The 25,897-nt window shown below is 37.5% G+C and carries 19 protein-coding genes, 1 tRNA gene and 1 pseudogene; 13 read left to right on the top strand and 8 right to left on the bottom strand.

Features of this window, described 5'->3' with window-relative positions:
* Positions 1 to 225 precede the first annotated feature (225 nt).
* From rpsT to gpsA, 10 genes are all read left to right on the top strand, one after another.
* Positions 226 to 492, top strand: coding sequence for a 30S ribosomal protein S20 (rpsT, locus tag FS875_RS03565; protein ID WP_144753129.1), 267 nt, complete (start codon positions 226 to 228; stop codon positions 490 to 492).
* Between the two features lie 711 nt (positions 493 to 1,203).
* Complete coding sequence (gene dnaA, locus FS875_RS03560) at positions 1,204 to 2,775, top strand: chromosomal replication initiator protein DnaA (RefSeq protein ID WP_144753126.1); 1,572 nt, start codon at positions 1,204 to 1,206, stop codon at positions 2,773 to 2,775.
* Positions 2,776 to 2,964: 189 nt separating this feature from the next.
* Positions 2,965 to 4,086, top strand: a complete 1,122-nt coding sequence (gene dnaN, locus FS875_RS03555; protein WP_144753123.1) for a DNA polymerase III subunit beta — start codon at positions 2,965 to 2,967, stop codon at positions 4,084 to 4,086.
* A gap of 20 nt (positions 4,087 to 4,106) precedes the next feature.
* The gene (gene recF / locus FS875_RS03550; RefSeq protein WP_144753120.1) at positions 4,107 to 5,240 is read left to right on the top strand and encodes a DNA replication/repair protein RecF; all 1,134 of its coding nucleotides are present in this window, start codon (positions 4,107 to 4,109) and stop codon (positions 5,238 to 5,240) included.
* A gap of 55 nt (positions 5,241 to 5,295) precedes the next feature.
* Positions 5,296 to 5,763 carry a type II 3-dehydroquinate dehydratase gene (aroQ, locus tag FS875_RS03545; protein WP_144753117.1) on the top strand — a complete coding sequence of 156 codons (468 nt, stop codon included), beginning with the start codon at positions 5,296 to 5,298 and terminating at the stop codon, positions 5,761 to 5,763.
* Between the two features lie 106 nt (positions 5,764 to 5,869).
* Positions 5,870 to 6,841: a ubiquinol oxidase subunit II gene (gene cyoA / locus FS875_RS03540; protein ID WP_144753114.1), complete on the top strand. Its 972-nt coding sequence runs from the start codon at positions 5,870 to 5,872 to the stop codon at positions 6,839 to 6,841.
* Between the two features lie 75 nt (positions 6,842 to 6,916).
* Positions 6,917 to 8,935 (top strand): cytochrome o ubiquinol oxidase subunit I, encoded by a 2,019-nt coding sequence (gene cyoB / locus FS875_RS03535; RefSeq protein WP_144753111.1) that lies wholly within the window; start codon positions 6,917 to 6,919, stop codon positions 8,933 to 8,935.
* On the top strand, positions 8,932 to 9,600 hold the full coding sequence (locus FS875_RS03530; RefSeq protein WP_144753109.1) for a cytochrome (ubi)quinol oxidase subunit III: 669 nt from the start codon (positions 8,932 to 8,934) through the stop codon (positions 9,598 to 9,600). Before cyoB ends, FS875_RS03530 begins: the two co-directional genes overlap by 4 nt.
* Positions 9,597 to 10,088: a cytochrome o ubiquinol oxidase subunit IV gene (cyoD, locus tag FS875_RS03525; protein WP_246067847.1), complete on the top strand. Its 492-nt coding sequence runs from the start codon at positions 9,597 to 9,599 to the stop codon at positions 10,086 to 10,088. The genes FS875_RS03530 and cyoD overlap by 4 nt, the downstream gene beginning before the upstream one ends.
* Positions 10,089 to 10,488: 400 nt before the next feature.
* A complete protein-coding gene (gene gpsA / locus FS875_RS03520; RefSeq protein WP_144753106.1) occupies positions 10,489 to 11,493 on the top strand; it encodes an NAD(P)H-dependent glycerol-3-phosphate dehydrogenase in 1,005 nt (334 codons plus the stop codon).
* A gap of 378 nt (positions 11,494 to 11,871) precedes the next feature.
* On the opposite strand, the pseudogene FS875_RS10965 reads toward gpsA, so the two are convergent.
* The 4 genes and pseudogenes from FS875_RS10965 to fabA all read right to left on the bottom strand — a co-directional run.
* Positions 11,872 to 12,079: pseudogene (locus FS875_RS10965) on the bottom strand (integrase); the annotation flags it as partial.
* Between the two features lie 836 nt (positions 12,080 to 12,915).
* Positions 12,916 to 13,734 carry an enoyl-ACP reductase FabI gene (gene fabI / locus FS875_RS03510; protein WP_144753103.1) on the bottom strand — a complete coding sequence of 273 codons (819 nt, stop codon included), beginning with the start codon at positions 13,732 to 13,734 and terminating at the stop codon, positions 12,916 to 12,918.
* A 48-nt stretch (positions 13,735 to 13,782) separates the two neighbouring features.
* Positions 13,783 to 15,003: a beta-ketoacyl-ACP synthase I gene (gene fabB / locus FS875_RS03505; protein ID WP_144753100.1), complete on the bottom strand. Its 1,221-nt coding sequence runs from the start codon at positions 15,001 to 15,003 to the stop codon at positions 13,783 to 13,785.
* Positions 15,004 to 15,058: 55 nt separating this feature from the next.
* On the bottom strand, positions 15,059 to 15,568 hold the full coding sequence (fabA, locus tag FS875_RS03500) for a 3-hydroxyacyl-[acyl-carrier-protein] dehydratase FabA (RefSeq protein ID WP_120121634.1): 510 nt from the start codon (positions 15,566 to 15,568) through the stop codon (positions 15,059 to 15,061).
* A 234-nt stretch (positions 15,569 to 15,802) separates the two neighbouring features.
* On the opposite strand from fabA, the gene irrA reads away from it, so the two are divergent.
* Positions 15,803 to 16,315: an iron response transcriptional regulator IrrA gene (gene irrA, locus FS875_RS03495; RefSeq protein ID WP_144753206.1), complete on the top strand. Its 513-nt coding sequence runs from the start codon at positions 15,803 to 15,805 to the stop codon at positions 16,313 to 16,315.
* Between the two features lie 46 nt (positions 16,316 to 16,361).
* Here the strand turns inward: irrA and FS875_RS03490 are convergent, their stop codons facing one another.
* From FS875_RS03490 to FS875_RS03475, 4 genes are all read right to left on the bottom strand, one after another.
* On the bottom strand, positions 16,362 to 16,919 hold the full coding sequence (locus FS875_RS03490; protein WP_144753097.1) for an SH3 domain-containing protein: 558 nt from the start codon (positions 16,917 to 16,919) through the stop codon (positions 16,362 to 16,364).
* A gap of 1,406 nt (positions 16,920 to 18,325) precedes the next feature.
* Positions 18,326 to 18,559: a 30S ribosomal protein S21 gene (gene rpsU / locus FS875_RS03485; RefSeq protein WP_144753094.1), complete on the bottom strand. Its 234-nt coding sequence runs from the start codon at positions 18,557 to 18,559 to the stop codon at positions 18,326 to 18,328.
* Between the two features lie 167 nt (positions 18,560 to 18,726).
* Positions 18,727 to 20,400: a formate--tetrahydrofolate ligase gene (locus FS875_RS03480; RefSeq protein WP_144753091.1), complete on the bottom strand. Its 1,674-nt coding sequence runs from the start codon at positions 20,398 to 20,400 to the stop codon at positions 18,727 to 18,729.
* A gap of 727 nt (positions 20,401 to 21,127) precedes the next feature.
* Positions 21,128 to 21,204 (bottom strand) — tRNA-Arg (locus FS875_RS03475).
* Positions 21,205 to 21,566: 362 nt separating this feature from the next.
* On the opposite strand from FS875_RS03475, the gene FS875_RS03470 reads away from it, so the two are divergent.
* Together FS875_RS03470 and FS875_RS03465 are read left to right on the top strand one after the other, a co-directional pair.
* Positions 21,567 to 22,706: an efflux RND transporter periplasmic adaptor subunit gene (locus FS875_RS03470; protein ID WP_144753088.1), complete on the top strand. Its 1,140-nt coding sequence runs from the start codon at positions 21,567 to 21,569 to the stop codon at positions 22,704 to 22,706.
* Positions 22,703 to 25,840 carry an efflux RND transporter permease subunit gene (locus FS875_RS03465; RefSeq protein WP_144753085.1) on the top strand — a complete coding sequence of 1,046 codons (3,138 nt, stop codon included), beginning with the start codon at positions 22,703 to 22,705 and terminating at the stop codon, positions 25,838 to 25,840. Before FS875_RS03470 ends, FS875_RS03465 begins: the two co-directional genes overlap by 4 nt.
* Positions 25,841 to 25,897: the final 57 nt, after the last annotated feature.

Below are 25,897 nucleotides of genomic sequence, written 5' to 3'. Positions count from 1 at the left end.
AGGAATATCTTTAAACAATTAAGCTATAAAGTTGAGGATCAAAGAATTTGGCTTTGTTTTTTATGCCTGTCTTTGAAAATTTAATTGACGTTGGCTTTGACATTGCGCTATAAGCCACATGAGTTATAGGCAGCTTTATAGTTTTGCTTGAGTTAGGTTTGTTTACATTGGTAGAGTTGTTATTGAGAATCATTTTACCAAGGTGTTGAAAGAGAGATTATATTTATGGCGAATACACCTTCTGCTCGAAAAGCGGTGCGCAAGGTTGCAGCACGCACACAGGTTAATAAGGCCCGCCGTTCACGCGTACGTACTTTTATGCGTAAGTTTGATGATGCTCTAGCAGGGGGCGATAGAGCATCGGCAGAAATTGCATTTAAGAATTTTGAGCCTGAGATTATGCGTGCGGTTTCTAAAGGCGTTTTTCATAAAAATACGGCTGCGAGGAAAGTATCACGTTTAGCGAAGCGTTTAAAGGCTCTCAGCGTTTAAGATTTTTCTGTTTTATTAAGAGTCAAGCCAGTGTCCGTAAGGGTGCTGGCTTTTTTTATTGTTTCAAAAAGTTTCTATTGAAAGCAGGAATCGACTGCGATTCTCCTCTTGAAAAAGGAGAGAAAGTTTATAGGGGGGAGTATGGTTATCCACAAGCTTTGTGGATTTTTACAGAGTCTTTTTTGTCAAGCATTTTATTTTTTTTTTTTAATCTGAAGAGATTCTTTAATGATTGGTAAATTCAAAAAAAAAAAATGAATTGAATCAACTATTTTTCTCATTCCTCATTGAAATAAGCATTTTTACAGCATTTTTTTGGAGCTTTTGATTGTATTTTGACCTCTTGCATTTTACCTCTGCTGTTTTGTATGGTTCTTATGAAAACTAAAAAGCATGAAGGGGTCACATCAGCACATTATCCTATATTTTGTTGAATATAAAATCTTTGGTTTAGGCTTTTTAAAAGCTTTTGTGTTGGGTAGATTTTTGGATGGTTTTTTTAGTTCTCTTGGTTGGTATGTTTACCATTTTAGAAGGGTGGGTCATATCATGAGTACAAGTAAATCTTATTGGTCATCTTTATTAGTGGGGTTGTGATGAGGCTATCCTAGGGGAGGATGAGTAATCTTATTTGGGGTAGGGCGTTTTGCCTTCGCTAGATTTATTTTAGCTGTTTGGTAGGACAAAATTTTATTTTTATCAGGATGGAAGATGGTGGATAAATTGAACTCTAAAGCTAGTTCCTTTAAAAGGGTTTCGGTGAATATCCTGTCGGCAGAGAACATAATAAAGAATAGAATGGCAGAGAGTGATGGGGCTGTTTGTAGAAATGCTTCTATAGGGCATTCTATTGTTTCAGAGGAGGAGGGTGCGGCGGCTTTTATACGTGTTATGGCGCAATTAAAGGCACAGGTTGGTGTTGAGGCTTATACCAGTTGGTTTGGTCGTGTGAAGCTTGCTGAGTATAGTCATACTCTTGTAAAACTTTCTGTTCCGACAGCTTTTTTACGTTCATGGATTAATAATCACTATGGTTCTCTTTTGACTCATTTATGGAAACAAGAGAATTCAGCAATTCTTCGTGTTGAAGTTATCGTTCGCGGTATGGAGCGGGTTTCAAGAGATGTTGTTTGTAAAACAAGCGCACCTTCAGTTGTACTGGAGGAGCCGGCAAGTTCATCTTTTGTTGAGAATTGTGTAGAGCATTCAGTAAAAAGTTCTCAAGCGGGAGTTTTTGGATCTCCGCTTGATTCTCGTTATACTTTTGAAAGCTTTGTTGAGGGGGCATCTAATCGTGTTGCTTTAGCGGCGGCACGTTCAATAGCAGAGGGGCATAAAAGTGCTTTGCGTTTTAATCCTCTTTTTATTCACGCGTCTGTTGGTTTAGGAAAAACACATTTGCTTCAAGCGATTGCTGCTTCTGCATTGAAACGTTTAACATCTGCGCGTGTTATTTATTTAACGGCTGAATATTTTATGTGGCGTTTTGCAACAGCTATTCGTGATAATGATGCTCTTTCTTTTAAAGAACAGCTTCGCGATATCGACCTTTTGATTATTGATGATATGCAGTTTTTGCAGGGTAAGTCGATACAACATGAATTTTGCCATTTACTTAATATGTTGCTTGATAGTGCAAAACAAGTTGTTGTCGCTGCAGATCGTCCACCAGCGGAATTAGAATCGCTTGATCTTCGCGTTCGGTCTCGTCTTCAAGGAGGGGTTGCCCTTGAAATTGAGGCACCAGACTATGAAATGCGTTTGCAAATGTTGCGCCAGCGGTTGAAGGTGGCACAAAAAGATGATAGCATGGTATCGATTTCTGATGATATTTTGGACTATATTGCGAAAACGGTTTTAGGGTCAGGGCGCGATATTGAAGGCGCGTTTAACCAGCTCTTATTTCGTCAGTCTTTTGAGTCTGATTTATCTTTAGAACGGATTGATGAGTTATTAGGTCATTTGACACGTCCAGGTGAACCTAAGCGCATTCGGATTGAAGAAATTCAGCGTACAGTAGCACGCCATTATAATGTTTCCAAACAGGACTTGTTGTCTAATCGTCGAACACGGACGGTTGTAAAACCACGGCAGATTGCAATGTATTTAGCGAAAGTATTAACGCCTCGCTCGTTGCCAGAAATAGGACGCCGTTTTGGTGGGCGTGATCATACAACAGTTTTACACGCTGTGCGTAAAATTGAAGATTTGGTTTGTGGTGATCAGACCTTGGCCAAGGAGCTTGAATTACTGAAGCGGTTGATTGGAGAACAAGCTGTATAGCATTTATCATTTCTTTTTTTGAAGAAACTTTAAGAGATTGAATGAAAGGATTTGTTTTTTCTTATGCAGGAGTGACTTGCCATTTTAAAAGAGGTTTAATAAACTCTAGCAGGCGATTCTTTAAAAAAGGGTCTGTTATTTTAATTCTAAGGAATTCTTATCGTTTTTGGTAAATCATATGGGGCTTTTATGCGCATTACAGTGGATCGCAATCAATTTCTTAAGTCTCTTGGTCGTGTTCACCGTGTGGTAGAGCGCCGTAATACTGTTCCTATTTTGTCAAATGTTCTGATTGATGCAGAAGATAGTCATGTACAGTTAAAAACAACAGACCTTGATTTAGAGGTTACAGAATCTTTTACAGTCAATGTTGAAGAGGCAGGAGCAACAACTGTTCCGGCACATTTGCTTTATGATATCATTCGTAAACTTCCTGATGGCAATGAAGTTGTATTATCCGTTGATGAGAGCCAAGCAAATACAATGTCCGTTGTTTCTGGTTGTGCGCATTTTCAGCTTCAATGTCTTCCAAAGGCAGATTTTCCAGAGTCTCTTCCTGGGCAATTTGGTTATCGCTTTTCTCTATCGGCATCAGGGTTGAAACATTTGCTTGATTGCACGCAATTTGCCATTTCTACTGAAGAAACACGCTATTATCTTAATGGTATTTACTTCCATGTTATTCATGATGATGTTTTTAAACTGCGTTTGGTGGCAACGGATGGTCATCGTTTGGCGCAAGTTGAGATGGAAGCTCCTTCAGGAGTTGAGGGAATGCCCGGTGTTATTGTTCCTCGTAAAGCTGTAGGAGAGTTGCAAAAGCTTCTTTCAGAAGAAAATGATGGTGAGGTATGTATAGAGCTTTCAGAAACAAAGATTCGTTTTTCTGTAGGTTCTGTGATTTTTACGTCAAAGTTAATTGATGGAACATTTCCAGATTATCAACGTGTTATTCCTCTTGGAAATGATAAAGAATTAGTTGTTAATAGGCAGGATTTTTCTTCTGCAGTTGATCGTGTTTCAACGATTTCAAGTGATCGGGGGCGTGCAGTTAAGTTAACGATTGAGCATGGACAATTAAGGCTTGTTGTGAATAGTCCTGATTCAGGTAGTGCGGAAGATCAATTATCCGTAACTTATACATCTGAACCACTTGAGATAGGGTTTAATTCACGTTATCTTTTGGATATTGCTGGGCAGCTTTCAAGCGATGAGATGGTTTTTATGTTGGCTGAAGCTGGAGCGCCAGCTTTGATTCGTGATAATGATGATGCAGATGTGCTTTATGTGCTGATGCCTATTCGCGTTTAGGGACAATTGTTTTGCAATGCATGGCAAGTCATGTGCACAAAGTGGCTGTGAAACAGCTAAAGCTTTTACGTTATCGCAATTATTCTTTTTTTAATATTCATTTTTCGGGCCAGCATGTGGTTTTCACGGGGCATAATGGTGCTGGTAAGACGAATCTTTTAGAGGCATTATCTTTTCTTTCGCCGGGTCGTGGTTTGCGACGGGCTGCATATTCTGATGTTAGCTTTATAGATGGGGGAGGTGAAGGGTTTGTTGTCTTTGCATGTCTTGAATGTGCTCTTTATGGTGAGGTAAAGATTGGTACAGCTTTAGAGGTTAGCGATAACAGTCGAAAGGTCCATATTAATGGTGTGAGTGAGCCAAGTGACTGTTTAACAGATTACTGTCATATTAGTATCTTAACACCCTCAATGGATGGTCTTTTTACAGGCCCTTCGCTTGAGCGGCGTCGTTTTTTGGATCGTATGGTTTTGGCGATTGATCCTTTGCATAGTCGCCGCATAGCCGATTATGATAGGGCGATGCGCGCACGTAATCGTTTGTTTTTAGATGGCAATGAAGATACTGCTTGGTTTGATGCTTTAGAAAAGCAGATGGCAGAATTGGCGACAGCTATTTCTGCGGCGCGTATTGATGTTATTCGGCTTTTAAATGACATGTTTACACAAATGCCATCACAGATACCTTTTCCACGGGCTTTATTGCAAATTGATGGTTTTTTGGAAACAGCTTTAAAGAAACTATCAGCCACTGAAGTTGAAGAGCAATTTTGTGATCTGTTACAGCGTAATCGCGCGATGGATCGTGCTGCTGGGCGGACATTAGAAGGGCCGCATCGCACAGATTTACAAGTTTTTTATGCGGATAAAAATAGAGCAGCAACATCTTGTTCAACAGGTGAACAAAAAGCGCTGTTGACAGGTTTGGTTTTGTGTCATGCCCGTTTAACGGGTATGATATCGGAAAGGGCTCCCATCCTTCTTCTTGATGAGATGGCTGCTCATCTTGATTCACATCGACGTGCAGCTTTATTTGATATTCTTGATGATTTAGCTGTGCAAACCTTTATGACAGGAACAGATCGTCTTTTATTTGATGCCTTAAAAGGGCGTGCAGAATTTTTTGAGATTAAGGATGGCGCTTTATTACTGTAAAAAACATGATAAATATTTTTTTAAATAAGTGATGGTCGAGAAGAAAAGGGATGCCATGTCTGTGGTGATAACGATTTTAAATGGTCCTAATTTAAATTTTCTGGGTCAACGTGAGCCGGAAATTTATGGAACTGAAACTCTAGAAGATATTGAAAAAAATTGCAGAGAATGGGCAAAAAGAGCTGATGTTGTCATAAAATTTTATCAAAGTAACTATGAGGGTCAGCTAGTAGAATGGATACAAGAAGCAATAGGACTAAGCTCTGGATTGATCATCAACCCAGCGGCTTATAGTCATACATCTGTTGCCCTTCTTGATGCTCTAAAAATGTTTTCAGGGCCAAAAGTAGAAGTTCATTTATCCCATATTTATCAACGCGAATCTTTTCGTCATCATTCTTATACATCTTCAGGTGTAGACGCTATTATAAGTGGTTTTGGAAGTGATGGATATCGCTTTGCACTTGAGTATATTGCAAAACAATTAATAAGTTGTAAAGGTAAAGAATTAAGTGTTGAATAAGAGTAATATAGGCATTGAATTCACTTGATAATTATTTTCAAATCTGTACAATATGAGGTATTATATTTATGGCAATTTTTAGTGCATATGACGGGGGTAAAAGAAGATGAAAAGCTTTGTTCGACAATTAGGAATGCTTGTGGTTTTAGGGGGAGCACTGCTTTTGTCTGGTTGTAAAATGGATGTCCTTCAGCCATCAGGTTATGTAGCACAACAACAGCTCATTTTGATTGTTATTTGTGTGCTTGTTATGCTTTGCGTTGTCATTCCAGTCATGGTGAGTGTGGTATTTTTAGCGATAAAATATCGTGCATCGAATACGAAAGCAAACTATTCTCCCGATTGGGCGCATTCAAATAAAATTGAAGCTGTAATGTGGGGTATTCCAATTGTAATCGTGATGGTTTTAGGTTCATTAACGGCTTATTATACTTATAGGCTTGAGCCTGCAAAGCCTCTTCCAGTAGAGGTTGTGGGTGAAGGAGAGTCATTGCAGATTGATGCTATAGCTCTTGATTGGAAATGGGTTTTTATTTACCCTCAATATGGTGTTGCATCGGTCAATGAAATTTACGCGCCTAAAGGACGTCAAGTTTTATTGCAATTGACGTCAGAAAATTCTGTCAATGCCTTTTGGGTTCCTAAATTGGGTACAGTTCTTTACGCGATGCCGCAGATGAATGCTAAGTTGCATTTGATCGCTGAAGAACAAGGCGTATTCAAGGGAACCTCAGCAAATTATAGTGGTGATGGTTTTTCAGGGATGCGGTTTAAGTGGCATTCTGTGTCTTCGCAGGATTTTGAAGATTGGATTGTAAAAGCTCGGGCTAATGGTCAAGTACTTGATCGTAAATCTTATCGTCAACTTTCTATTGCGCCTCGTATGGGTGATATTGCTGCGAAGGAAAAAGATGCTGAAGTTCGTTATTTTGCACCTGTTGAGCGGCGGCTTTACTATCGTATTGTTAATCGGTGTGTCGATGAAAATACGGTATGTAATGAAGATTTAATGAAACGTGCAGCTGCTCAGACACTATGGGGTGCATTGTGTTCAGTATTTGATCCTGATGTTATTTAAAGGGTCAGTAGAGAAAGAGCCCTTTTAATATAAGGTTTCTTTAAAACTTGAATTTCATTTGAAATGGGTTGAGAAATGTTTGGAAGACTTACAGATCCTACGGCAGGTGCTTTTCATGCACTTGCACATGAACCAATCGTTTTGTATACATGTATCGCGATTGTTGTGATTGGTTTAGTTGCTGTTGTTGCTTTAACAGCGCTTGGGTGGTGGGGGATTTTATGGCGAAATTGGATCACAACTGTTGATCATAAACGCATTGGTATTATGTATATAGTTCTTGGAATTATTATGCTTGTTCGCGGTTTTGCGGACGCACTTATGATGCGAACGCATCAAGCTTTAGCTCTTGGGAGTGAAACAGCGGGTTATTTGCCCCCTGAGCATTTTGATCAAATTTTTTCGGCGCATGGCACGATCATGATTTTTTTCATGGCTACGCCCATTTTATTTGGTCTTTTCAATTATCTTATACCGCTGCAAATTGGTGCGCGTGATGTTGCTTTTCCCTTTGCAAATAATCTAGGTTTTTGGATTACAGCAGCTGGGGCGATCTTGATTAATATATCGCTAGGTGTTGGTAATTTTGGTCGTGGTGGTTGGCTCATGTATCCACCTTTTACAGAATTGCAAACGAGTCCAGATACAGGGGTAGACTATTATTTATGGTCACTTCAACTGTCTGGTATCGCGACAACAATGGGGGCTGTCAATTTTGTTGCGACACTGATTAAAATGCGTGCTCCTGGAATGACAATGATGAGAATGCCTGTCTTTTGTTGGAGTGCTTTTGTCAGTAATGTCCTTATTTTAGTTATTTATCCTGTCTTAACTGTAGCCTTTGCACTTTTGGCCTGTGATCGTTATTTGGGTATGAATTTCTTTTCCAATGTTGGTGGTGGAAATCCGATGGTATGGATTAACTATGTCTGGGTTTTTGGTCATCCTGAGGTTTATGTTTTGGTTGTTCCTGCTTTTGGAATTGTTTCTGAGGTTGTATCAACTTTTTCTTCAAAACGCCTCTTTGGTTACACTTCCATGATATGGGCCATGGTGGTTATTTTGATTCTTTCGCTTCTTGTTTGGGGACATCATTTCTTCACAATGGGTGGCGGTGAAGCTGTAAATACTTTCTTTGGTATCGCAACAATGATTATTGCTGTTCCAACAGGTGTAAAAGTTTTCAATTGGTTGCTCACGATGTATAAAGGAAGGATACGCTTTGAACCTCCAATGCTTTGGTGCATGGGCATGATCTTTACCTTCGTTGGTGGTGGATTAACCGGTGTTTTATTATCGATTGTCCCTGCTGATTGGCAGTTTCATAACTCACTCTTTTTAGTAGCACATTTCCACCATACAATTATTGGAGGTGTGGTTTTTGCTTATTTAGCTGGACTTGCTTTTTGGTTTCCAAAAGTTTTTGGTTATAAACCAAATCGCATGCTAGGGATTGCATCTTTCTGGTGTTGGTTTATTGGTTTTTATCTTGCCTTTTTCCCTGTTTATGCCCTCGGGCTAATGGGAGCGACGCGTCGTCTTCAGCATTACATGGAACCTAGTTGGCAGCCGATGTTTATTATTGCTGCTCTAGGTGCTTTTATTATTTTACTTGGTATCCTTTGTTTTGTGTTACAGGTTGTTTTGGCAATTTGGTACGGTATTAAGCATAAAGGTCACTTACCGGTAACGTTAAATGATTCTTGGGGTGATGCACGTACACTTGAATGGTTTACCTCTTCACCGCCTCCTTCCTATAATTTTGCTCTTCTTCCGAAGATACAGTCTGATGATGCTTATTGGAATATGAAGAAAAGTGGTTATCAACGCCCAACAAGTGGATTTACAAAAATTCATATGCCATCGAATACATCAGCTGGAATTATTGCTGGATTCTTCTCATTAGTTGTTGGTTTTGCGCTTGTTTGGCATATTTGGTGGCTTGTTGCGATCGGACTGGTTGGTTTTATTGCAACGCTTGTGTGTCATTCATTAACAGGTGATCACCATGGTTATTATATTCCAGCTGAAGAAGTACAAAAAACTGAAGATGCCTTTACAGCTGTTCTTAAAGAACAAGGAGTGACAGTATGAGTGCAGTAACAATGAATAATGTGAGTACTGTGGATAAACTTCACCACGATAGTAGCTCAGTCATGACGTTTGGTTTTTGGGTTTATATTCTTTCAGACTTAATTCTATTTTCAACGCTTTTTTCAAGTTTTGCTGTCTTTTCTGCTTCTTATGGGGGCGGTAAAGCGGGCAATGAGTTTATTGATTTAAAGTTTGTTTTGGTTGAGACTGCTTTTTTATTGTTTTCATCTGTCACTTATGGCTTTGCAATGGTACAAGCACATAAAAACAACATCAGTGGTGTGCGTTTATGGATGGCTATAACCTTTGTATTGGGATGTTGTTTCATTGGCATGGAACTTTACGAATTCCATGAACTTTTGAGTGAGGTATTTTATTACGATCCAAATGCTTATGCGGGTATTGATCCTTCAACAGGTCTACAGCTTTTTGGACGCGAAATTCTCTCGGCTTATTGGTCAGCATTCTTTGCTTTGGTTGGCACTCATGGACTTCACGTAAGTGTTGGTCTTTTGTGGATGGTTGTGATGTTTTTTCATCTTCGTCGTAATGGCTTGGATCAGAATAATAAAACACGTTTAGCATGCCTTTCCATTTTTTGGCATTTACTTGATATTGTATGGGTTGGTGTTTTCACCATGGTTTATCTATTAGGAGCGTTATGATGAGCATGCAAAATGAAACACATGGTCCCAGTACTGGTTCTTATTTAGTTGGTTTTATTCTGGCTGTATTCTTCACCTTGGGTTCTTTTATTCCTGTAATGTATGGAATGTTAGGAAGTTGGGCAATTAGTACAAAAGTTGCGTATCTTATTGGGATGGCAATTATTCAGATTATAGTACAAATTGTTTTCTTTTTACACTTGAACTCTGGTCCAGATGCCAAATGGAATTTAAGCGCTTTATGGTTTGCTGCTATTTGCGTTTTTGTTATTATTGGAGGTACATGGTGGGCTATTTCCCATTTGAATTATAATATGATGGGTGGCTCAGGACGTGTTATTGAACCAGATATATCAAGAATGGATAATTCTTCAGTATCTGAGAAGTTATCAAACAAAGATATATCTATAAGAAAACAGCCAGAAAAGACGCTAGACTCAGAAGCGCCTATGGAGCAAGTTCCAAGTATGCATTCTCCTGTAGAATAGAGTGAGAAATACTTGTAGAGCTGATGCGGCATGTATCAGCTCTACAGGGGTTGTCATAAAGATTCGTAGGATATGAAGAGTGGGCTTAAGTGTAAGGTACCAGTGGAATGAGTATTATATTTTAGATGTGTTTTTATTTTTAAGAAAGTCCATTGAGTATTGAGTTAAGCTTTAATTTTTGAGACAAATAGCTATTTGTAGAATACATAAAGAATGGCATTTATATAATTCAATACAAGAAAGAGAGCGTAAAAAATAAGTTTTTATGTTTATGTGAAATAAAGCTACGAAGACGTAACATTTTAGTTTTAAAGGGTTTATATTAAAGAAAACATTGAAGTTATTTTTAATAACAATGCGCAACTGAAATCGGCAATTTAGAGAATAATCAGAAAACTTAATGAAAACCGTTGCAATGACAGTTATTGGTGCTGGTTCTTTTGGTACTGCGTTAGCGATTGCTCTTGCTCGTAATGGTCATAATGTTTTACTTTGGGGATATAATTCTCAACACATCAAGAGATTACAAGAACAACGCTGTAATCAAGTATATTTACCTGACATTCAATTTCCTGAAAACTTATTCCTTGAAGCTTCGCTTAAAACTGCGATAACAGCAAGTGATAATATACTAATTGCTGTTCCAAGCCATGTATTTCATCAAGTGTTGTATAATATTCAGCCTTATTTGGATCAATATTCACGCGTTATTTGGGCAACGAAAGGTTTAGAACATGGCACAGGACGTCTCTTACAAGAAGTTGCTCGTGAGATCTTAGGTGAAAAAGTCCCTTTAGCTGTTTTTTCTGGACCAACTTTTGCTAAAGAACTCGCTATCGGTTGGCCTACAGCAATGACGATAGCAGCTTCTGATGTTGGGTTTGGTAAAGAATTACAGCAACTTTTTCATTGTGACAAAAATTTTAGAGTTTATAAAAGCTCAGATATGATTGGTGTTCAATTAGGGGGAGCTGTCAAAAATGTTATTGCTATTGGTGCAGGAATATCAGATGGCATGGGATTTGGGGCAAATGCACGAATAGCTCTCATCACACGAGGACTCGCTGAAATCAGCCGTTTAGGGGGTGCTATGGGTGCTGAGCTTTCCACATTTATGGGAATGACAGGCCTAGGTGATCTGGTTTTGACATGTACTGATAATCAGTCGCGTAATCGCCGTTTTGGAATACTACTTGGTAAAGGAATAGGTATAAAAGAAGCGGAAAAACAAATTGGTCAGGTTGTGGAAGGGTACTTAAATACCAAGGAAGTACATATGTTAGCGCAACGCATTGGGGTGGAAATGCCTATTGTAGAACAAATTTATCAAATTCTCTATTGTGGTAAAGACATAACTGAAGCGGCTAATACATTACTAAGTCGCACTCTCAAGGACGAAATATAATACTATTCTGTATTTTTAAATAATTCCAATCATAAAAAAATAGCAACATCCTGTGATAGCACTATAAAATAGATTGTGTTGATTATTGTATAAAGACTATTACATCTCAAAAAAATTACAGATTCATATCATTCAATTTTTTATAAAGTAGAGTTGAAATATAAAAGTTTTGGCTCTTGTTAAGTCACTCTTTGAAAATAATTTATTATCTCCACTTACATATGTTTTCTTCATGTAATGAAAGAGATATTTTAATTTTTTCTTAAATGCTTCTCATAATGATATTTGCAAACAGAATAATAGAAGATTCATTAGAGAGCAGTTTCTTAATTTATACAAGCTAGAAATATCATTGCTATTATCAAGTTTCCAATATTATTTGCTGCGTGTAATAGCTTTTGTATGCTAGAAGGGGGAGGGTATTACGTATCTCTGTTTGTGTAATTTCTGAAACAAGAAGACAGCCTAATTTAGGAAGAATATGAAAGTTTTAAAAAGTCCAATTTACATCTTTACCATCATTTTTTATTCAGTTTTACGATTTGCAAAGGCATTCAAAAATATTTTTTAAATAATGGAGATTATTTTATGCTTTCATTAAAGAATGAGAGAAATAATAGTATGAGGTAAAGTATAATCTTTATAATTAAAAAATATTGCGGTAGATATTTTTAAAAAGCGTGAGATCTCAATTAAAGGATGATAGCAAAACCAGAAGATGGTTCCTATTTTTATGCCTTTATATTTTTCCCTGAAGTAAGTTGTCTCCCTTCGTTTCAGAAATAAATCAAACGGAGATACGCGACATATTTTCTCCTATCTAGCATACGGAAACTGTAACAGCAAAGACAGCAATAAATCGTCTTAATATTTATCTTAAATATGTTTCTGATTTGGGGTTGGATCTTGATTTACAAAAAGCAGAAAGCGCATGGGCTTTGTTAGGAAAAGAACTCCATAAAACACAAAATTTTCCAGCAAAATGAATTGGAGAGATCAACCAGCTTTTTATAAAATACTTTGCAAAACAGTACTAATAACACAATTGGTTTTGTGCTTTCTTATCCTTATAGAGGGGCATACACGTTCTTTGCGTTATATTCATAAAGATTAGATTGAGAAAAATATATAGATTATCCTTGGCTCGAAAAGTTGAAGAGAAAACGTAATACTACAACAGGATTCCGTTTTCTGTTTCATCAGAGGTATTAAAAATTTTTGAAACAAGCTGTTGGCTATCTCGTGACAATTTTTTCTGAAACCAATCGTATTCCCTTGGTGAGAATTGTATGTACATCATATGTGTAACAGATTGGATTTGAAAGCTTTCCCCATGAGATTTGGTCTAGTAGAAGCAACATTCTTCAATACACGACTAAAGCATTCTATAGAGAATCGATTTTATTTTTTAGTCGGATGTTTTTATCCTTCTTGGGGATCGTCAGTTTTTTTCAGCTCTTCAAGTATTGGCATAGACATGATATTATAGCCTGAATCGACATAATGAATCTCACCTGTAACGCCTGATGATAAGTCAGAGAGCAGATAAAGAGCAGATTTTCCAATTTCATGAATATTCACAGTACGACGTAATGGGGCATTACGTCGTTGATGTGAAAATATTGCACGCGCAGCTGCAATGCCATTACCTGCTAAGGTTCTAACAGGACCAGCTGAAATCGCATTAACGCGGATATTTTGCGGGCCAAAATCCGCTGCTAAGTAACGGACCATAGCCTCTAAAGCAGCTTTGGCAACTCCCATGATATTATAATTAGGCACAACTTGCTGTGAAGCACCATAGGTAAGGGTTAAAAGTGCTCCTCCATTAGGCATAAGCTTCTCCGCACGTTGAGCAATTTCAGTAAAGGAATGAGCTGAAATAACCATTGTACGTTGAAAGTTTTCACGCGTTGTAACATCAACGTAACGCCCTTTTAGTTGATTTTTATCTGAAAAAGCGATGGCATGGACAATAAAATCAATTGTTTTCCATTCTTTTTCAAGTTGTTCAAAGACGTAATCGACATTTTCAATTTTTTCAACATCACACTCTAGAACTAATTTGCAGCCAAGCTTATCTGCTAGGGGCTGAACACGTTTTCCGAAAGCATTTCCTTGATAAGTTAATGCTAATTCAGCTCCTGCTTGTGCGAGTTGACAGGCAATGCCCCAAGCAATTGAATGGTCATTCGCAATTCCCATAATAAGGCCACGTTTGCCCTCCATCAAACCTTTCATATTATTCTCCGTAAGACCGTATTTTTTTCAATTACTAAGAACTTTCATTTATACATAGCGTTGAAAAATAAGCGTTGCATTGGTACCGCCAAAGCCAAAAGTATTTGACAATACGGTATTCAGTTGTTGATGATCGCGCCGTTCACGAACAATTGGCATATCAGCAAAAGCTGGATCAAGTTCTTCAATATGGGCACTTTCACAGATAAAATTATGATTCATCATTAACAATGTATAGATTGCTTCGTGAACACCTGCGGCTCCTAAGGAATGCCCTGTTAGAGATTTGGTAGCAGAAATGGGAGGACATTGATCACCGGCTCCAAAAATACGGCGGATAGCTTCTATTTCAGGAGGATCCCCAACAGGCGTTGCTGTCGCATGGGGGTTGATATAATCAATTTTATTGTGGACTGTTGCAAGGGCCATGCGCATGCATCGTTCTGCTCCCTCTCCTGATGGAGCGACCATATCATGTCCATCGGATGTTGCACCATATCCAATGATTTCTCCATAGATTTTTGCCCCACGTGCTTTAGCACATTCTAGTTCTTCAAGGACTAAAACACCAGCGCCTCCAGCAATAACAAATCCATCACGATTGACATCATAGGCGCGTGAAGCTTTGTGAGGGGTGTCATTATATCTGCTAGACATAGCGCCCATAGCATCAAATAAAACAGAGAGTGTCCAATCCAAATCTTCACAGCCGCCGGCAAAGACGCGATCCTGTTTACCATATTGGATCATTTCATAAGCGTTCCCAATACAATGATTGGAGGTAGCACAAGCCGATGAGATTGAATAATTGACCCCTTTTATTTTAAAAAAAGTTGCCAGTGTTGCCGATGCTGTAGAACTCATTGCTTTAGGGACTACAAAAGGCCCAACACGCTTTGGACCCTTTTGGCGTGTAATATCGGCTGCTTCTACGATTGATTGCGTTGAAGCACCTCCAGAGCCCATAATAATGCCTGTATTTTCATTGGATACTTCATGGGGCTCTAAACCTGAATCAGCAATTGCTTGATCCATGGCGATATGATTCCATGCTGTCCCACGTCCATGAAAACGTAGAGCACGTCGGTCTACGAGTTCTTCTATATTAATATCAGGTTTACCATAAACTCTGCTACGAAAGCCTAACTCAGCATATTGAGGTGCGTAAGAAATTCCGGATTTTGCTTCACGTAAACTGGTTAAAACAGCTTGGGGGTCATTTCCAATCGCGGAAACAATTCCCATACCAGTCACAACGACTCGACGCATTCATACCTCCTTATTCTATACAGAATAGTAAAAAATCTTCCTGATGAAAATAAACTCAATCTTCTTTGAATAAAGCAACGCGTAAATCATTTGCCTTATAAATAGTTTCTCCATCTGCTTTGAGCCATCCATCAGCTATTCCTAAGACTAAATTTCCCCGTCGAATACGCTTAAAATCTATTTCATATTCAAGAAGTTTGGTTTGTGGTGTTACCATACCTGATAATTTTACTTCACCTGTTGATATTGCTCTCCCTTTCCCTGGTTCTCCCAACCAACCAAGAAAAAAACCTGTTAATTGCCACATACCATCCAATCCAAGACATCCTGGCATAACGGGATCACCTATAAAGTGACAATTAAAGAACCAGTGGTCTGGTGTAATGTCAAATTCAGCACGAACCATTCCTTTATCGTATTTACCACCAGTTTCACTTATTTGAGTGATTCGATCAATCATCAACATTGGCGGTGCCGGCAATTGCGCATTACCCTTACCAAACATTTCGCCGCGAGCGCAGCTTAGAAGCTCTTCATAAGTGTAGCGAGACTTTTGTTCAGCCATGGTTACTCCATTTATTTGCATATATCTTTATTTCTGCGCTTTTCCCCAATCTACTTTTAGAGCAAATTTTAAAGAGAGGGAAACAATTTTATATCATTTTTAATGACAAAAGCCCTTTTTTATGTATTCTACATAGATAATTATTTAAAAATGGAATACAAGATTGCACCATACTGTTCCCATTTTTTTATATTTTTATCTTACTTAAAGCAGGAAGATATTTTGGTTTGTAATATGTCAGGAAATGCAGACAATTTAGATATGAATGAAGAGCAGCAGTCCACAAAAGAACGTGGAGAAGGTGAGCAGTATTATTCCATTTCTATGTTAGAAAAACGTTTGCGTGAAAATGGTTTGCGTCCAACACGTCAGCGCTTGGAACTTGCGCATATGATTTTTTCAGAAGGAAATCGTCATATTACTGCTGAAGAGCTCTATGAGGAAGCGGTGAGAGCAGGTGTGCCTGTATCCTTAGCAACGGTTTACAATACGCTTCATCAATTTACGGAAGCAGGATTGTTACGGATTATTGCCGTAGAGGGCTCGAAGACTTGGTTTGATACAAATACCTCTGATCACTATCATTTTTATATAGAAGGTGAAAATCATATTCTTGATATTCCTTGCAATTTAGAAGAATTTCCCATTATTGGAAATTTGCCTACACCACCAGAAGGTATGAAAATTTCAAATGTTGATTTAATCGTGCGATTAAAACCAAAAAATCAATCTTGTGATAGGGAGTAGGAATATTCAATAAGGAATAAAAATTAAATTTGATACGTTTGAGCATTCACCAGCCTTTTATTTTTTCATCAGGATAGATTCCCCATAATTGAGGTTGATGGAGCCATCCGTGAATATTATTAAGAGTGATTTCACACCATTGTCCATCGCATTGGTGAATATTGCCAATAACATTAGGCTCTACCTCTGCAACAAGCTGTGCGTTATCGGTGGGGTTTTTTCGTAGAATCAGTCTTTTTGTTTTATCTTTTTGCCATGGGATAGTTATAGCCGTTCGTTTTCCTGATAAAAGCGATTGATATACCCACCCTTCATCGCCTTCTGCATCACGAATTTTGCGCCATTGATCATATTCTTGGATGATTTCAATAGGTAGTCCCTTCTTTTTGTAGGTAAAAATAATAGAATAGTTGCTTCCAGGTCCAACACGGACATTAACACGAGTAGGTTTAATTGAAGCAAATCGTGGAAGCGGTAAACCACTAGGTCCTAAATTCTGATTAAATGTTTGTGCGTGCAACAAACGGGGTGAACCCAATACAATGATTTTTGCTATTAAGATACATGCAAGCATTAAAACGCGAAACCAACGAGAATTTTTCACACTGAACTCCTTTATTCCGTTATATATGGGTAAGTTAAAATCTGGAAGATAAGGTTGGAAACTGATAAAAATTATGCCATATCGCCCGTTAACGAGATCTAAACAATGAAAGAATTGTTACGAGAAGAGGCAAATAAGGCAAATAAAAGTTTGAATTTCTGAGTGCTTAGGGTGGTGTTGAGGAGATAATTAGAAATAAATATCGGATTTTTAGCGAGTTGTATGTGTGAGAAAAATATTAAAATAGCAAAATATATCGTGACTGGAACAGTTTTTTTATAGGAAATCAGAGCTAAAATGTTGTCTCTTTTTTTCAACAGTGTTTCTCTAAATAAAAGTATAATTATGCATGTTATGAATACGAAAACTGTTCAGTAAAAGGATTATGGTTTGGCTTTAAGGGATATTTTGGATGGACAAAAGAATACGCTGAATAAAGCATTTAAGTTTAAAAATATGAGCAACATTATAGAGTAGGTGATATATGAGATCTTATGCAATGATATTGTTTATCCGTACGTTCATAAAGCAGGTACACCATCATTCTATGTCACAGGTCTCAATGTTATACAGTTCCTATTATTTAAAACGTTTATAAAATGCATTTTTATTTTATTTGCAGACGCCCCTTGCGGTTGATGTACAAGAAAAAAGATTGATTCAATATGAGAGGATGTTGAGAGAATTTGCTTTATGCGACGTTATTATCTGATATGAAAGAAGATTACTTATGATGATAAATCAATAAGTTATAAATTTTAATTTGTTATTTAAATTGTAAAAACATTTTCATCAAAGATGGATATATAAGACACTTACACTCATATTAAAATAAGAGTGTTTTCTCTGTTTATTTTCAGTTTTCGTTTATTTCAACTCAATATAAAAAGGTTTGAAAAATAAGATGCATTATTCAATATGCTTATGGGTTTAATTACCATGAGTAAAGAGAAAAAGAATTATGTATTTTGCAAACAGGTCTAACATCTTCAAAAGATGTAGAATATTTAAGGACGAAAAAAGAAAATCATCATCAGATGTGCATATAAGAAACAGTTATTTGAGAGACAAAAAGAAGGAGAAAAACTATAGTGAAAAGTGATAATAAAACATCTTACACTCAACCCGTAGTTTTTACATAAGAACAAGTCACTTAATAAATCTATAAAGTGCCATTTGTTATCTATTATTTAAAATCATAAGAATGAAGTAAACGGCATCTCTATAAGAAAAAATTCATCACTTTGTAGATAATTAACACGCTCGTTTATATAACTAAAGTCTTAGACAACATCGCATACAAAACACCACGCTTCAGCAACCTATTGCAATTACCTATAAAGATAAAATCTCTGAGTATCTTATTTTTTATTTCTTATGCAATTCTATAATGCATCAAAAGCACATTACTTCATTATACCAGTTCGTCCGTTACTAACAAAACCTTCTCTTTGCGCACGCTTACGAGCAAGCTTACGTGTACGACGAATAGCCTCAGCCTTTTCACGAGCACGCCTCTCAGATGGCTTTTCATAATAACTACGCATTTTCATTTCACGGAAGATACCTTCACGCTGCATCTTTTTTTTCAACGCGCGGAGCGCTTGGTCAACATTATTATCACGAACGAGTACTTGCACTATTTATCCTGCTTTTTCAGAGTCATAAATGATAGGAAAACCTACGTCCCTTTAAAGGCATATCTAAAGGGACAGAGGCTTATATCATACAAATAAGACATTTGTCTATATAGCTTTTTAAAATTCTATTCTTTTTGTAATAAATGATAGAGTTTACGGTTATAAACTTATGAAAGTCCTTGTATTTGATCATTTTCGTCAAGATAAATTTTTTCAGCGGCAGGATAATGCGGTAAGCCGGGCATGGTCATAACATCTCCACAAATGACAACAATAAAGCCGGCTCCCGCACAAAGACGAACTTCTCGTACAGGAATTTCAAAATCAACAGGAGCACCATATTGCTTAGGATCAGCAGAAAAAGAATAAGGTGTTTTTGCCATACAAATAGGGTAGGTACCAAAACCTTCTTTTTCCCAAGATTCAAGTTGTTTAAGAATAGGAGCTGAGATGATGGCGCCACGCCCACCGTATAGCTTTGTTATAATACAATTAATTTTTTGAATGAGGGGAAGATCATCTTGATAGAGAACTTTAAAATGGGAATCTTGCTTTTCAATTAAGGTGACAAGTTCTTGTGCAAGTGCTACTGCGCCTTTACCACCTTGCTCCCAATGCTTACAAATAATAGCTTTGTGTCCAGTTGTTGCAACTATTTTTTGTAATGTTTTTATTTCAGCATCGCTATCACTGTCAAAATGATTAATCGCTACAACACAAGGGATACCGTAGAGCTCCATATTTTTGATATGTCGTAAAAGATTAGCTGATCCCTTTTCTAAAGCGGTGATATTTTCTTCTGTCAGGTTATTTTTATCCACACCACCATTCATTTTTAATGCACGAATCGTTGCAACAATTACTGTTGCATTTGGTACAATATCTGCTTGCCGACATTTGATGTTGAAGAATTTTTCTGCTCCAAGATCGGCTCCAAATCCTGCCTCTGTGACAACATAATCAGCAAGTTTTAACGCCGTTTTTGTTGCTATAACTGAGTTGCAGCCATGAGCAATATTGGCAAAAGGTCCTCCATGAACGAGAACAGGATTATTTTCAATTGTTTGTACAAGATTGGGTTGTATGGCATCTTTGAGAAGAACTGCCATTGCACCTTCTGCATTGAGATCAGCCACTGTTACGGATGTTTTATCATAACGATAGGCAACAATAATTTTTTTGAGTCTTTGTGTAAGGTTTTCTAGATTTTCAGAAAGACAAAGAAGGGCCATAATTTCTGATGCAACAGTAATATCAAAACCTGTTTGACGTGGAAAACCATTTGTTACGCCTCCCAATGAAATAACGATATCACGCAATGCACGGTCATTCATATCAAGAATGCGCTTCCAAACAATGCGACGTGGATCAATGTTAAGAGTATTTCCCCAATAGATATGATTATCAATCATTGCGGCAAGAAGATTATGCGCTGCTGTAATAGCATGAAAATCACCAGTAAAATGTAAATTAAGGTCATCCATTGGAACGACTTGTGCATAACCACCACCTGCCGCACCACCTTTTATACCAAAACAGGGGCCTAAAGATGGTTCTCTCAAAGTGGCTATTGTTTTTTTGCCAATGAGATTAAGAGCATCATTTAGTCCAACAGTTGTGGTTGTTTTGCCTTCTCCAGCAGGTGTAGGATTGATGGCCGTGACGAGGATAAGTTTACCATCTGGATTTTTATTGAGCGATTTTATGTAGGAGGAAGAAATTTTAGCTTTATCATGGCCATAGGGAATGAGATTTTTATGTGATATACCAATTTTTTGTGCAATTTCAGTAATATGCTGCTTTTTAGCAGTGCGAGCAATTTCAATATCTGTTTTAGGCATGGAAAAATTCTTTAAATGGAGCTTTTATTAACATTTGGAATCTGTACTTTATGGATTAATGAAAAAAATCCATAGAGAATAGAAGGTATAAGATAGCATAGAGATCAATGATGTATCGCGCAAGCGATAATGCTAAAAGAGCACAAGAAGAGTTTTAGCGTTTTTTTAGAAAAAACTCTGTATTTTTAGTTTCGATAAGTTTTTAACCAGCTTACAATATCATTCTCGACACGAGCTCATGATGAACATCAGAAGAAAGTTTTTGGGTAATTAATTTAAAAGCTTTTTACGCAGCGATATTGATATCTTAATATTTGTTATTCCGGATAACCCGTTGAAAAAATTTTAGAATGCGTTAGACCACAATTTGTGGGGATATACCTATAAAGCTCCTCTTAAGATGGAGAGGATAGAAATGAAACGTTCAGAAAGATCCTTTGATGAAAAAGGATAATCCAGAATAAATCAAAAACAAGCGCATAGGCTGCGAAAAGAAAGCAACAACACCCACCAACTTATGCAATCGCTACGATTATTGCTAATGAAAAAACTTTTGGATTAAATTAAAGTCCCCAAACATCTCATTCTATCAAAATAGCTAAGCAACGACTCACTATAGAATGGAACGAACAGCCATAAGAAGACTAAAGATAAGTAAAAAATAAATCACATAAAAGAAATTCAAAAAGCTTGAATTATGAGCAAGATATTGAATTTATCGGATAGATGGCGCACCCGAAGAGATTCGAACTCCTGACCCCCAGATTCGTAGTCTGGTGCTCTATCCAGCTGAGCTACGGGTGCACACATTTCAATTTTCTATATGTCTAAGACAAAAGGTTCCTAATCGTTTCATTAAAGAAATGCAAGTGAAACTTAGGTTATCATAAAAAAAATCTCTTTTTTTATGATATATTAAAAAAGTTATAATATATTATGGATTCAATTGAATTTTTGATAAGATCATTTTTTCGTTATGATCGTACAAAGTAATATGAACGATAGTTAACTTGACGTTTCAGTCTATGAACGGTAGTCAGCCAGAGATAAGATATGTTTTTGCGGTGGGGGGTAAGATATATACCTGCTGTTTGGTTGTTATGTAAAACGCCGATATTACTGTTGAAAACTATTTCAGGTAAACATGATACAGCAAGGGTAGATGTATGGCGTTATTAAAAAAGATCTTTCCATTGGTGTTATTAATTGTCGTTTTAATGGTCGCTTATTGGTTTGGAAAACAGAGTGCAGAGCAACCTATTTCTACAGTGGATAAAACGGGTCTATCGTATAAAGCTTCAAAGGGAAAAATAGGAAGACCACCGACGAATGTTGTTGTTGATTTTGTAAAAACGCAAGATTTTTATGAACATCTTAACGTTATTGGAAGTGGAAAAGCATTTGCTGAAGTAGATTTAACCCCTTTATCATCAGGTGTTATCGATAAGCTTTTTGTGTCTGCTGGTACAAAAGTACAAGTGGGAGACGTGATTGCAAAACTTGATTCTAAAAAGGAAGAAATAGCAGCCGCAAAAGCAAAAGTACAACGTGATAATAATGCTTTAACACTTTCACGGATTCTTAAATTACGTGCCAGCAATACAGCAACGGAAGTGCAAGAAATTACAGCGCGCTTAGAGTTGGATAACGCAAATTTGGTTTTGCGTAACGCTGAGGTAGACCTCGAGCGGCGAACAATTCGCGCACCGATTCCTGGAGTTGTTGGTATTCTACCTGTTGATGTGGGGAATAATGTGACCCTTAATACTGTAATCGGTCGTATTGAGAATAGAAAACGTATTTTGGTCGATATATGGATTCCTGAACGATATGTATCGCGTATCCATAAAGGAGATAAAGTAACAGCAACATTAACAGCGCAGCCAGATAAAGCTTTTATTGGTCATATTTACGCGATTGACAATGTTGTTGATCCAGAAAGTCGTACACTTCATACTCAGGTTGAAATCAATAATGAACAAGACACACTCATGTCTGGTATGTCCTTTTCTGTTGCCTTACAATTCCATGGTGGATCTTTCCCCATCGTTAATCCTCTCGCGATTCAATGGAATAGTAAAGGGTCATTCGTTTGGCGTGTGAGAGAAGGAAAAGTAGAGTCTATCCCTGTATCGATTATTCAGCATAAAGCAGATCAAGTTTTTGTGAAAGCCCCTCTGGAAAATGGTGATCAAGTTGTTATTCAAGGGGTGCAAATGCTGTATCCAGGGAGTAAAGTAATTATTGATGATCCAAAATCCCATCAACAGCAATTATCAGCAGTTTATGGAATGGATATACAATGAGCCAAGAGTTGAGCACAAAACAGCCAATGTCACAGGCGGAGCCAGGTGGCCTTATTGCTTTATTTATTCGAAGACCGGTTTTTACTTTTGTTATAAATGCCATGATCATCATTGCAGGATTTGCAGCATGGTTGAATGTTGATGTGCGAGAATTACCAGATGTTGATACGCCAGTAACAACGATTGTGACGATATTTTCTGGAGCGTCGGCGGAAACAATTGATCGTGAAGTGACAAAAGTTATAGAAGATGCTGTTTCTCGTGTTTCAGGTGTTAAGACGATTTCTTCAACGTCTTCTTTTGGGCGCTCTCTTGTGCAGATTAATTTTAATGTTGGTGTTGATTTGAATGTAGCAGCATCTGATATCCGTGATGCTCTGTCTCGTATTGCTTATTCTTTACCCAAAAATGCAGATGTTCCTTTGATCATTAAAGCAGATTCGAATGCTGCTGCCATGATGTATTTGGTTGTGACATCACCAACAATGAGTATTGATGACTTAACAACAGTTGTAGATGATCAGATTGTTGATGCAATTTCTGCTGTTGATGGTGTTGGTGATGTTCAGGTTGCAAGTGCTCGTACAAAGATTTTTCAGATTGATATAGATCAAGCAAAACTTGCAAGTTATGGATTAACTGTCGCAGATATTTCACGTGTTCTTGCTAATATGACAACGGATGTGCCCGTAGGATCAGTGCGCAATTCTAAACAAACTTTAGTTGTTCGTGCCACTGCACGTTTAACAACACCAGAATCTTTTGAACAAGTTGTTTTAAAGCCTCATGTACATCTTGGTGATGTTGCGCATGTAACTTTATCACCTGATATAGAAAATGTTATTCTTCGTATCAACGGAAAGACAGGGATTGGATTAGGTATTGTGCGTAAAGCACAATCCAACACGCTTAATATTTCTTCTGGCGTGAGAGCTGTTGTTAATAATCTCAAAAGTGTTGTTCCTTCTTCCGTACATATAGACGTTATTAGTGACGATGCAATTTTTATTAAAAGCGCCCTTCATGAGGTTGAGGTTGCATTGGTCATAGCTATTTTGAGCGTTATCTTGGTTATTTTTCTTTTTCTCAGAGACATTCGTGTAACGCTGATACCTGCTGTATCTCTTCCCGTCGCTTTGATTGGAACTATTGCCGCTATTTATCTTGTAGGATTTTCATTGAATATTCTCACATTTTTAGGGCTTGTTTTGGCAACAGGGCTTGTTGTAGATGATGCCATTGTTGTTCTGGAAAATATTGTGCGATGGCGCAATATGGGGATAGGTTCTAGGGCTGCAGCGGTGTTAGGAACCCGTGAAGTCTTTTTTGCTGTTATCGCAACAACATTGACTTTAGTGGCTGTGTTTGTTCCTATCTCTTTTCTTCCTGGACAAGTTGGAGGACTTTTTAGAGAATTTGGTTTTGTTTTGGCAATTTCTATTTTGCTTTCTTCAATCGTTGCCTTAACGCTTTGTCCTATGTTGGCTTCACGTTTTCTCAAAGAACATATTGAGGAGAAAGAGGAAAAAGCCCATCATCATTTTACTTTTTTATATAAATGGGGTTCTTTGTTTCATAAGGCCTATACGTACAGTTTGCATAAGTGTTTAGAAAAGCCTTGGGCTGTTGTTTTTGCTTCACTTGTTTTTGCAGCGCTTTGTGTTGGAGGCTATACGAAGTTGCAACAAGAATTAACACCAGCAGAAGATAGAGCTCTTATCTTTTTGGTCATTAATGGACCACAAGGTATTTCAACACAATATTTGAATGAGCAAGTAGAGCAAATTGAAGAAAGTTTACAGCCATTACGTGATGCAGGTGAGATAGTTAATAGTTACTCTATCGCGGGTATTGGCGGTTCACCCAATACTGCTTTTTTGGTTTTATTGCTTTCATCTTGGGATAAACGTTTACGTAATCAGCAAGAAATTGTGAAAGATGTTAATGCGAAAGTTAGACAATTTCCAGCAGTTTTTGTGTTTGCTGCACAGGGAAACTCTCTAGGTGTGAGAGGAACGGGGCAAGGGTTACAATTTGCAATTCTTGGCAATGATTATGCGACATTACAATCCATTGCTGATCAGTTGGTACGTGCTTTACAAGCTGATCGGCGTTTTATTCGCCCACGTCTTACTGTTGATGCTACACAACCACAATTTTTTATTGAAATAAATCGAAAAAAAGCCTCTGATTTAGGGATTGATATCACCAGTTTGGGCGATACATTACAAGCAATGTTGGATGGTAAAAAGATTGGTTCCATTAACGTGGATAATCACTCTTACGATGTTAAATTGATATCGCGTAAAAATCCTATGAAGAGCCCTAGTGATTTAGAAAATATTTTTTTAAAGACCAAAGACAATCGATATGTTCCTTTATCTGTTATTGTGCGTTTGCATGAAAAAGCTATCGCCCCCCAATTAAAACGGGAAAAGCGCATGAGCGCTGTCATTTTAAGCGCAAATCTTGCTCCAGATATCACTTTAGGGGATGCTTACCAAACTGTGCAGAAAATTGCTTCTCCTTTGTTATCAAAAGGAACCTACGTGGTTCCCTTAGGAGAAGCCGAAACGCTTAATGAAACATCTTCCAATTTTATGATTGTTTTTGGCATTGCCTTTTTGATTATTTTATTGGTTCTAGCGGCTCAGTTTGAAAGCTTTATTTCTGGATTCATTATCATGGCCACTGTTCCATTAGGGATTGGTTGTGCTGTAATTGCTATGCTCTTAAGTGGTGTGAGTCTTAATATTTATAGTCAAATTGGATTAATTTTGTTAATTGGCGTTATGGCAAAAAATGGTATTCTGATTGTTGAATTTGCAGATCAATTACGTGATCAGGGAAGAAATGTGCGTGAAGCTGTAGAAGAAGCAGCAAATATTCGCCTTCGTCCAGTTTGCATGACAATGATTTGTGCCATTTTAGGGGGTATTCCTTTGGTTTTAGCCAAAGGTGCTGGTGCAGAAGCTCGTATAGCTTTAGGTTGGGTTATCGTTGGTGGTTTAGGTTTAGCAACTATTTTTACGCTTTACGTTACTCCGGTTGTTTATCTTTTTTTAGGGCGTTTTATAAGATCAAAAGCAGAAGAAGATTTGCGCTTAACAAAAGAACTCAATCAAGTTAAATGATGGTTCGAGTAGAAAAGAGTTGAAAGTTTATTTTTACAAAAATATCATTCTCGGATT

This window comes from Bartonella saheliensis, assembly GCF_902162175.1.
The sequence above is the reverse complement of the archived record's forward strand: the minus strand, read 5'-3'. Positions and strand labels throughout refer to the sequence as shown.

Bases quoted from the DNA above. Each gene is read 5' to 3' on its own strand.
- cyoD (WP_246067847.1), top strand. From the start codon at position 9,597: ATGATGAGCATGCAAAATGAAACACATGGTCCCAGTACTGGTTCTTAT.
- gpsA (WP_144753106.1), top strand. From the start codon at position 10,489: ATGAAAACCGTTGCAATGACAGTTATTGGTGCTGGTTCTTTTGGTACT.
- FS875_RS03465 (WP_144753085.1), top strand. From the start codon at position 22,703: ATGAGCCAAGAGTTGAGCACAAAACAGCCAATGTCACAGGCGGAGCCA.
- FS875_RS03470 (WP_144753088.1), top strand. From the start codon at position 21,567: ATGGCGTTATTAAAAAAGATCTTTCCATTGGTGTTATTAATTGTCGTT.
- dnaA (WP_144753126.1), top strand. From the start codon at position 1,204: ATGGTGGATAAATTGAACTCTAAAGCTAGTTCCTTTAAAAGGGTTTCG.
- cyoB (WP_144753111.1), top strand. From the start codon at position 6,917: ATGTTTGGAAGACTTACAGATCCTACGGCAGGTGCTTTTCATGCACTT.
- aroQ (WP_144753117.1), top strand. From the start codon at position 5,296: ATGTCTGTGGTGATAACGATTTTAAATGGTCCTAATTTAAATTTTCTG.
- dnaN (WP_144753123.1), top strand. From the start codon at position 2,965: ATGCGCATTACAGTGGATCGCAATCAATTTCTTAAGTCTCTTGGTCGT.
- FS875_RS03530 (WP_144753109.1), top strand. From the start codon at position 8,932: ATGAGTGCAGTAACAATGAATAATGTGAGTACTGTGGATAAACTTCAC.
- fabB (WP_144753100.1), bottom strand. From the start codon at position 15,003: ATGCGTCGAGTCGTTGTGACTGGTATGGGAATTGTTTCCGCGATTGGA.
- FS875_RS03480 (WP_144753091.1), bottom strand. From the start codon at position 20,400: ATGCCTAAAACAGATATTGAAATTGCTCGCACTGCTAAAAAGCAGCAT.
- irrA (WP_144753206.1), top strand. From the start codon at position 15,803: ATGTCAGGAAATGCAGACAATTTAGATATGAATGAAGAGCAGCAGTCC.
- fabA (WP_120121634.1), bottom strand. From the start codon at position 15,568: ATGGCTGAACAAAAGTCTCGCTACACTTATGAAGAGCTTCTAAGCTGC.
- cyoA (WP_144753114.1), top strand. From the start codon at position 5,870: ATGAAAAGCTTTGTTCGACAATTAGGAATGCTTGTGGTTTTAGGGGGA.
- recF (WP_144753120.1), top strand. From the start codon at position 4,107: ATGGCAAGTCATGTGCACAAAGTGGCTGTGAAACAGCTAAAGCTTTTA.
- rpsT (WP_144753129.1), top strand. From the start codon at position 226: ATGGCGAATACACCTTCTGCTCGAAAAGCGGTGCGCAAGGTTGCAGCA.
- fabI (WP_144753103.1), bottom strand. From the start codon at position 13,734: ATGAAAGGTTTGATGGAGGGCAAACGTGGCCTTATTATGGGAATTGCG.